The 9,667-nt window shown below is 31.3% G+C and carries 4 protein-coding genes; 3 read left to right on the forward strand and 1 reads right to left on the reverse strand.

Annotated elements, in window-relative coordinates; genetic code table 11:
• Positions 1 to 293: 293 nt before the first annotated feature.
• Entirely contained in the window at positions 294 to 3,230 is a 2,937-nt protein-coding gene (locus ACH2BV_RS16290) for a triple tyrosine motif-containing protein (protein ID WP_395051834.1), read from the reverse strand.
• Positions 3,231 to 3,499: 269 nt separating this feature from the next.
• Here ACH2BV_RS16290 and ACH2BV_RS16295 point away from each other — a divergent pair, with 269 nt between their 5' ends.
• The 3 genes from ACH2BV_RS16295 (at position 3,500) to ACH2BV_RS16305 (ending at position 9,439) form a co-directional block, all read left to right on the forward strand.
• The gene (locus tag ACH2BV_RS16295) at positions 3,500 to 4,729 is read left to right on the forward strand and encodes a T9SS type A sorting domain-containing protein (RefSeq protein WP_395051835.1); all 1,230 of its coding nucleotides are present in this window, start codon (positions 3,500 to 3,502) and stop codon (positions 4,727 to 4,729) included.
• Positions 4,730 to 4,979: 250 nt separating this feature from the next.
• Positions 4,980 to 7,922 carry a SusC/RagA family TonB-linked outer membrane protein gene (locus ACH2BV_RS16300; RefSeq protein ID WP_395051836.1) on the forward strand — a complete coding sequence of 981 codons (2,943 nt, stop codon included), beginning with the start codon at positions 4,980 to 4,982 and terminating at the stop codon, positions 7,920 to 7,922.
• A gap of 23 nt (positions 7,923 to 7,945) precedes the next feature.
• Positions 7,946 to 9,439 carry a RagB/SusD family nutrient uptake outer membrane protein gene (locus ACH2BV_RS16305; RefSeq protein ID WP_395051837.1) on the forward strand — a complete coding sequence of 498 codons (1,494 nt, stop codon included), beginning with the start codon at positions 7,946 to 7,948 and terminating at the stop codon, positions 9,437 to 9,439.
• Positions 9,440 to 9,667 lie beyond the last annotated feature (228 nt).

A 9,667-nucleotide genomic window follows, 5' to 3' on the forward strand; every position in this document is an offset into this window, starting at 1 on the left:
AAGTGCTTGTAACAGGATTTTAAAATCCTGTTACAAGTACTTTTTTATTGTCTGAAAACAACGCTAATCAAAATAAGCAATGTTTTTCAGTGCCCTCAAGAAATTTAGAGGTTTTTTATGGCATTATTTAAACTAAATTTTCAAGAAATTGGAGTACTTGGTTTGAGAATAAGTCTATAGGGTTCAGTCTTTAATTTGAAAAGTAATAGAAATAAAGGTTAATTAAAGATATTTTTAAGCATTTGTTTCAATCAATACACTTTCTGCTAAAGATTTTATAAAGACTTTTATACCTATTTACTCAAACCTTCTAAAAAATAAATAAAATTTTCATCATGAGAAAGTTTTAATTTTTTTCTGATTTTATATCTTGCAGTTTCAACACCTCTAATAGAAATGTTTAATAATGGAGATATTTCTTTATTAGTTAAATCCATTTTAATAAATGCACAAAGACGAAGTTCTCTTTTTGTTAATGAAGAATCAATTTGCTTCAATTTTTCAAAGAAATTATGATTTACTTTTTCGAAGTTTACATCAAAGATTTCAATATATTCTTCACCTATTCGATGCTGATTTAACTTTTGAAATATTTCGGTGATTTTCTTTCTTGATTCTTGACTTTTAAGAAGTTCCCGAAGCTTGGTTAAGTCATTTTTTAATTCATCGAAAACTTCTTTTTTCTTGCTTAACGAAATCGTGTAGTTCGCTAATTCTTTGCTTTTGTTTATTATATCACCTTCTAGGGATAATTTATCCTTATAAATGGCTTCTTTGTCTTGTTTTAGTTTTAATTTTTCTATCTCTAATTCTAAAAGTTGCTGTGATTTTCTAATTTCAATTTTTGATTTTCTTCGCTCATATGCTATTTTCTTTTTTACATAATTTATGATGTAGTAAATAATCAAACCAAAAACAATTACATATAGAAAATAAGCTAAATTAGTTTGATACCATTTTGGTAAAATTGTAAATTCAAATTTAGTTTCTTTTCCTGTTAATCCTGCTAAGTTTCTGCTTTTTACAATAAAAATATAGTTTCCAGGTCGCAGATGGGTATATTCTTTAAATGCACTTTTTTGCCAAGGCGACCAATTTTTATCGACATTTTCAAGTTTATAACTATAATTAGTTTCAGTGCTCGATATCATTTTTGGACAAGAAAATTCAAATCGGAGTATGTCAGTTTGATTGGGCAAATTAATTTCTGTTTTATTAGAGTTAATTTCTACAAATTCTATTTTCTGGTTGTGGGTATAGGTTATTTGGTTAATTAGGGTAGGGTAGATTTGTTTGTTTTGACTTTGATCTAAGTTATATTCAAAAATACCCGAATTGGTGCCAAATAAAACTTTATTGTTTGACAAAGGATAGATGCATTCCATTCCTCTATTGAAATTTCCTTTTAGATTAAGAAATAAATCTATATTTAATTTTTGATCTTTGGATGAAAAATAACCTGCCTCATCGTCTTGGATAAACCAAGTTTTATCCATATATTGAACTATTTTTCGGATATTTTTGGAGGGATTAAAAAGGTTGTTCAAAGGTTCAAAAGGTTCAAACCTATTTGTGGCAGTATTGTAAAAATAGATACCTGTATTGGTAGTAAAAACAATTTTAGTATTCCAATTAAATGCATTTATGTTATAGAATGATTTAAACCCATTTTTATCAGTAAAATGATCAACTACATCAATTCTAGTGTAATCCTCGTTTATATGAATCTTGTAAACTCCTTTATAACCGTGACAAATCCAATAAGTATTAGGTTCAAAATCAGCTAATAAATCTCTTGTAGATTCATCAAAACCATTTATTTTATTCTTTATATTCCAATGATTATCTTTTTTTTCTATAAGAAACAAGCCGTTGTAATTTGAACCCAAATACAATCCCTCTTTATTTTTGATTTTTGTGATTTTCCAAAACCCAGATTCAGTCCCAATTTTTTTAACTGAACCATTAGTTAATTCATAGAGGCCTGTATCGTGTGAAATAATTATTGCGTCTTCAAAATTTTGAACAGCCCAAGTTTGTCCTTGTAAATCATCTATTTTTTTAAAATCAAAAGCCCTATTTAAAGTGCTTGCATAATATACACCATTATTTGTAGCAGTATATATGACATTATCTTTTATGACTATATCATAGATGGAAGCTTGATCAAAAATAGAAACAAAAGGTGCTTTGTAATCTAACAAATTCAATCCATTGTTTGGCAATACCCATGTGTTATTATTCTTTGTTTGATAAAGAAAATGAATGGTTGCATTTGAAAGCCCAGAAAAAGTAGTTGCCTCTTTTTGAATTACTCCTTCTTTTGCAATTTTAATTATTTTTGAACTTCTTGTTCCAATCAAATAATCATTGTTATTGTCAAGTATTCCAATAGTAACCTGGTCTTTTTTTGAATTGTCAAAAAGATTGAATTTTTTTGTAATTGTTTTATTTTTGATATTACCCGAAAAAACATTCCCTGACCTTGTAAAAATGGTTACTGTATTTGGATCTGGACTAGGAAGAATAGAAGCTATTTCACCATTTAAAAATAATTTTTCTTCAAAGACAAGTTGAAGTTTCATCGTATTGATATCCAATTTATAAATACCAAAACCTGAATCTTGCACCAAATAATTGTCATTTACTTTTGCGGAATAAACAAATGATTTATTCGCGGGGAGTTGTTTAACTATATTTCCATTAATAATTATAAGTTCTGTAAAAGATCTATAGATAATGAGCTTTTTATACTGATGTACTTGCCAAAGATTTTCAATGTTTTTGTTTTCTAGGTGAAATTTGGATAGCAAAGATTTGTAAAAATAATTTCCAAACTTGTCCTTTTGGATGTTACCTAATTCGTTATATCCGCCAGCATATATTATTCCCTCCTTAGTTTTAACTAAGCTTCGCACTGAAGAATTATTAGGAAGAAAAACTTTTTTCCAATACTCGCCATCAAAAATTAATGCCCCATCATTGTTTCCAAAGATTAATGTCCCATCTTCATTTTCACACATGGTCCAAAACTGGGGATCTCCCTTAAAATCATTTCTGGTATAATTTACAACTTTAGCATTGCCTAATATATTCTGGAGCCCATTATTTATAGGTTTCGTTTGGCAAACCAAAATTGAAGTAAATAACAACAGGATATTAAATACTTTATTTAGACTTCCAATATTGATTTTTAGAGGGATAATTTGTTTTATGTCGTTTGCTATCATTTATAATTAAAAAAACAAATCTACTCATTTATATTGGTAAATACAATTATTTTAATTTGTATTAAATATATGAATAACAGTGCTTTATAAAATTAAAAGTAATAAATAAGTATGATGTAAAATTTATAGCGTAATTCAAGTGTAGCAAATTTATAACGATGTAGTAAAACAAAAACTAATATTGCTACCATAAATAATCGTTTCTAACTTAATTAATGATTATGTATTATAACAACTAATTTATTATTAAAATTTAAATCTTTTTTATTATGAAAACAAAATTACTTTTAATTATTGCTTTAGCATTTGGATTTGGTATTAATGCACAAGTTACTGGCCCAGTAACAATTACTGGAACAGGCACAGGTGGCTGGAATCAACCAGGAGGCTTAACTTTATCATCGACTGATGGAGGTACAACTTGGACTGCCACAAATTTTGAAATTGTTGGAGATGGAAATATGAAATTTTCTGAAGCTGGAACTTGGGCTACAACTGGTGGTAATGTTTCCCAACCTGGTTTTCCTTCAGGAAAAGTTATTGTTAATGGAGGTATGAATATTTTAGGTACTCCGGGTTTCTGGAACGTAACCTATAATGCAATAACTAAAGATTATTCATTTACAGCAGGAGTTAACCCTAATCCAGTTATAAAAATTAGCGGTGGTGGTTTAGCTGCGGACGTGCAATTAACTTCAGCTAATGGGATTGCTTATGCCAAAAAAAGCATCTATTTTCCAGGGGGAGTTGCTAAGTTTATTGAGGAAGGCACAGCAAATCAATGGGGTGGAGCTTTTCCTGATGAGACAGCAGCTACACTAGGAGGAACTATAGCTGTAGATGCAGGACCTTATAATGTGTATTTTACAAAAAATGCGGCAACTCCGAAAGAATATGTTTTTGAGCCAGTTGTAGTAAGTATGATAGGCAACTTTGCAGGAAGTGGTTGGGGTGCTGATCTAGATTTAACAACAGTAGATAATATGCATTATACAATAAGCAATTGGGCGCCAGTTATTAATGGCACATGGACTGATACAGAATTACATTTAAAATTTAGAGACAACCACGATTGGGCAACTCAATATGGTTGTAATGGTGGTAATGGTGCTAATGCTCTAGCATTGACAGGTACGGCACAAAATGGTATTGCAGGTGGCGGTGGAGATATTTTTATTCCTTGGGGAAAAACTTATAATGTTGATTTTAATAGATCTACTGGAGAATGGGTTTTTTCTGAAGTTTTGGGAGTTGATAAATTTGCTGCGAAAAACTTTAGTGTTTATCCTAATCCAACACAAAATTCTTGGAAATTTGCTTCTGCAAATAATGATATTTCTTCTGTTACAATTGTTGATATTTTAGGTAAAACAGTTATGAGCAAAAATGCTTCTTCTAAAGAAGTAACTGTTGATGCATCTGGTTTATCAAAAGGGATGTACTTTGCAAAAGTTACTTCTGGGGATTCTTTTCAAACATTAAAAGTTGTTAAAAACTAATATTTTTTTATAATTTAAAATCCCTTGCAACATAAAGTCGCAAGGGATTTTTTACTTACATATTTTTACTATACACAAAGGATATTTTTTTCTATAATTAATACGAATCGACCAAAAATTATTTAGTTTAAACTGGTTTTTTTGAGCATTTATTTTAATAATAAATGTTCACAAAAGTTCATGAGAATTAATTTTTTTAGAATAACGAATCTTTCTACTAAAAAAAATACCAAACTAAAATCATACTATTATGAAATTTAAAAATTATTTAATTTTACTTTTCCTTTTTATTGCTGCTTTTGTTAATGCACAAACAATAGAAATTAAAGGTACTGTTACCAATTCAAAAGATAAACAACCCATTTTCGGAGCCAATATTGTTGTGAAAAATTCTAAAAAAGGAGTGACAACTGATGTTGACGGGAACTTTAATATTAAAGTAAACCCAAATGATGTTTTGGTATTCACTAATGTTGGTTTTACTTTGAAAGAAATTAAAATTGAAAAATCGCAATTTTTAAACGTTAGTTTAATTGAAGAAGCTAACAAATTAGAAGAGGTTGTTATCAATGTAGGATACGGAACTCAAAAGAAAAAAAATGTAACTAGTGCCATCTCAACGGTAAAATCAGATGCCTTTGATGATCGCCCATTATACAACGTTGCACAAGCACTTCAGGGCAATGCTTCGGGTGTAAATGTAGTACAACCCTCCGGAAAACCAGGTGTTGCGTTAGATATTAGAATTAGAGGTTTAAGTTCAATTCAATCAGGAAACAATCCTTTATTTGTTATTGATGGAGTTCAAACGTATTCTAGTGATGGATTAAATACCGATGATATACTAGATATACAAATATTAAAAGACGCCACATCAACAGCAATCTATGGAGTTAACGGTAGTGCGGGTGTTGTTTTGATTACTACCAAGAAAGGAAAAGCCAATAAAAATACATTTAGCTTTAATTCTTATTATGGTAGTTCAGAAATTGTAAAGAACATAGCTATTTTAAATCCTGATCAATACAAATCCTTGATGGCAGAAATCAGTCCAACCTATGTCTCGGATGCTACTAATCCTTTATATGCAGGTATCAATACCGATTGGACTAAAAAAGTTTTTCAAACAGGACAAGATCAGAATTATAATTTATCATACGCAGGAGGAACTGAAAAAATAAAAGCATTTGTATCATTAGGGTATCAAGATACCCAAGGGATTGTAAAACCTTCTAATTTTTCAAGATTATCGGGCAGAATAAATTTAGATGTTGAGGCAACAACTTGGTTAAAAGCACATGTTGGCATGAATCTTATCAATACAGAACTCAATAATACTAGCGATAATAATAGTGCTAATCAAGGAGGAGTAATTCTTAGTGCCTTAACTACGCCAGCTTTCTTGCCAATTTATGCAGACGATTTAGTAGGTGGTGCAGTTGCTGGCGGACAATTACCTGGACAATTTGCTGCAAATCCAACGGCTTCATTAGAAAATCCAGTTTCATTTCAAAGCAGGCAAGAAGATATTAATGGTATTAGATATTTGGGTAATTTGAGCTTCGATGTTACATTGCTGAAAAATTTAATATGGAAACCTTCTTCATCTATTGATATGTCTAGAAATGTGTACCAATATTTTGTAGATAGTTATCGATCAAATTATGGTCGTAATAATAACAGTACGGATATTACGACAAGAGGAATTGGAAGGGAACATACTGCCAGTTATTCTAATCGAAATTTAGAAAACACTTTGAACTATTCAATAAAATCAGAAAATCACGATTTAAATTTATTGGTTGGAAATAGTATCCAAAAAGAAAGATACGACCAACTTAAAATTGAAGGAACAGGTTTTGATCCTTTGTTAAGAAAATTAGATATTTCTAAAATGATGTACACTGATCCAAAAGCATCAGATACCATTGCTACCGAAAAAAATTATGTTTCTTATTTTGGTCGTGCCACGTATAATTATAAAGGAAAATATATTGCTAATGGTGTAGTTAGAGCCACGGGTGCTTCACAACTAGCAGCAAACAACAAATGGGGAGTTTTCCCGGGAGTTTCTGCTGCATGGATAATTTCCAATGAAAATTTCTTGAAAAATAACTCTACGGTTTCTGAATTAAAATTAAGACTCGGATGGGGACAAACAGGAAATATTTCTGGAGTTGGTCCATATTCTTCATATGGTTTACTAGGTGATGATGGAGGTAATCTTTTAAATTACATTAATACTGATTTATCCTGGGAAACCACCACAGATATTAATATAGGAATCGATTTAGGAATGATTGACAATAGAATTAGGCTAACTGCCGATGCCTTCCAGAAAACAACTACGGATTTAATTAATACCATATACATTGAAGGAGCTGCTTATGTTTATAATGCAGGAAAAATGGAAAATACGGGGCTTGAGTTAGCCTTAAACACCGTTAATTTTAAAGGAGATTTCAACTGGAATACCAATTTTAATATAACATTTATTAAAAATAAAGTTCTAGAAATGGGATTGCAACCTATAGAATATGCAGGGTATCAAAATGTGAATCGTTTAGAAAAAGGACAGCCGTTAGGCAATTTTTATGGTTATGTTGTTGACAGAGTGAATCCAGCAACAGGTATATTAGAATATAAAGACGTCAATGGTGATGGGGCAATAACCCCTCAAGACAGAACAATTATTGGAAACGCTATGTCAGATTATTATTTTGGTTTTACCAACACATTTTCCTACAAAGGACTCTCATTAGACGTACTATTTACAGGAGTTCAAGGCAATGAGGTTTTTAATGCTTCTAGAGTGGATTTAGAAGGTATGCAAAATTCAAAAAATCAATCTGTTGCAGTATTGGATCGATGGACAACTGCAGGACAAATTACTGATATTCCCAAAGCACGCGATGCAACAGCAACTTTGGCTTCAGATCGATTTATAGAAGACGGCTCTTATGTAAGACTAAAAGCGGTAACTTTAGGATATAGTTTTAATAAGATGTTTTGGGGTATAAATTCTTTAAAATTGTATGCCACTGGACAAAATTTAGCAACATGGACGAATTATTCAGGATTTGACCCCGAAGTTAATTCCTCTTCCAGTAATAATGGAAAGGCACAAGGAATTGATTATGGAACTTATCCACAAGTAAGAACATTTATCTTCGGCTTAAAAGCTGGATTTTAAACTAATTTAATAGATTAAAAATTATGAAAAAATATATAGCAATTAATAAAGTGTTACTTGTTTGTATAAGCGTTATACTGTTTTCGGCCTGTAGTGACTTTTTGGACACAAAGCCCATTACAAGTGAAATCAGCCCTCCTCAAGATGAACAAGTATTAAAAAACGCCCAAGATGCCGAAAATGCAATTAAAGCATGTTATCAAATTTTCGGAAGTGAATATTGGCAGTTTGATTATTTCTTTCTAGGCGATGCTGGTTCCGATGTTGCATATGCTGGTGGAGATGGTGAAGATTTTTTTCAAATAGACGAGTATCGAATAATTTCTACAGATTATGTAGTTGCAAGAGACTGGAGTCACGTAAATGATTTTGTAAAGCTGTGTAACAAAGTGATTAATTATGTAAACACGGTGCCTGATTTGTCCCAACAAAGAAAAGACGAAATGATGGGAGAAGCTTCGTTATACAGAGCCTTGTTTCGGTTTCAAGGAGTGCAAACTTGGGGGGAATTCCCTATCGTGACAGAATACATATCTTCTATCAACCAAGACAATTTTGAAACTATTTATCCATCATTATATCCAGGCAGAAAACCAGTCACTGAAGTTTATGCCGCTATAATTGCAGATTGTGAAGTAGCTTTAGCTAAAGCACCTGCTGCGACTTCTGCACCTTCAAGTAAATACAAACCCAATAAAGGTGCTGCAAACGCATTGTTGGCCAAAGTATATGCAACAATGCCAAACCCGGATTGGGCAAAAGTTATTCAATATTCAAATGCGGTCATTGCTGGAGGATACAGTTTATTGCCAACCTATGATTTTTTATTTGATAACAAACACGAAGGTAATGCCGAAGCTATTTGGGAAATAAACGGGGAAGGGAATGGAAGCCTTATTAATGGTTGGTGTACCAATGTATTTGTAGGGACTAATTGGAAAAAATTTAATACCCCTTCTCATACTATTAGTAATGCATTAGCTGCAGATTCTAAAAGAAGATTAGCTACTATAAAAAGGTTTCCAACAACTTTTGCAGATCCGTATTGGACAAGCTATACTCAATTTCCAAACCCATGGAAGATGAGAGCTGCAGATGCCACTCAAAATTTTTATATTTTCCGACTTGCAGATATTTTACTTTTAAAAGCCGAAGCTTTGGCTAATACTGGCGACCTTACCGGCGCTATGGCATTAGTTAATCAAGTTAGAACCAGAGTTTCATTGACAAATGTTGCTCCAGCTACATCGAAAGACGATGCAATTAACAAAATTCTAAATGAACGATTTGTTGAATTGGCCTTTGAAGGACAACGATGGTTTGATTTAAAAAGAGAAGGCAAATCAATAGAAGTTTTATCAAAACAAACGTATTCAAAATTTAACCCTGTAACGCAAGTATTTGATGTAGTTCTAATGCCTTATGCTAATAATATAACCACTAATGATTTATTATGGCCTATTCCACAAGCTGTTTTAGACAATAATCCTAATCTTTCACAAAATCCAGGGTATTAATTCAAATAATTTGTAATACTTTTTTAAACGAATCACAAAATGTCTCATTGTACTATTTTATAATATTCTACACGAGGAATTCATTTTTGTGATTCGTTTTTTTAAATCTGATTATATTTATAATACTTTAGAACCCGTTGGGTGTAATTATTTAAAGTAAAATAAGTCGGATAAATATTGGTCAAGATACTGAAATTCAGTATCTTGAAGTCGCTAAACAAACCAATA

Origin of the sequence: Flavobacterium sp., from assembly GCF_043780635.1 — a bacterium.
Classification (GTDB): Bacteria; Bacteroidota; Bacteroidia; order Flavobacteriales; family Flavobacteriaceae; genus Flavobacterium.

Bases quoted from the DNA above. Each gene is read 5' to 3' on its own strand.
- ACH2BV_RS16290 (WP_395051834.1), bottom strand. From the start codon at position 3,230: ATGATAGCAAACGACATAAAACAAATTATCCCTCTAAAAATCAATATT.
- ACH2BV_RS16295 (WP_395051835.1), top strand. From the start codon at position 3,500: ATGAAAACAAAATTACTTTTAATTATTGCTTTAGCATTTGGATTTGGT.
- ACH2BV_RS16300 (WP_395051836.1), top strand. From the start codon at position 4,980: ATGAAATTTAAAAATTATTTAATTTTACTTTTCCTTTTTATTGCTGCT.
- ACH2BV_RS16305 (WP_395051837.1), top strand. From the start codon at position 7,946: ATGAAAAAATATATAGCAATTAATAAAGTGTTACTTGTTTGTATAAGC.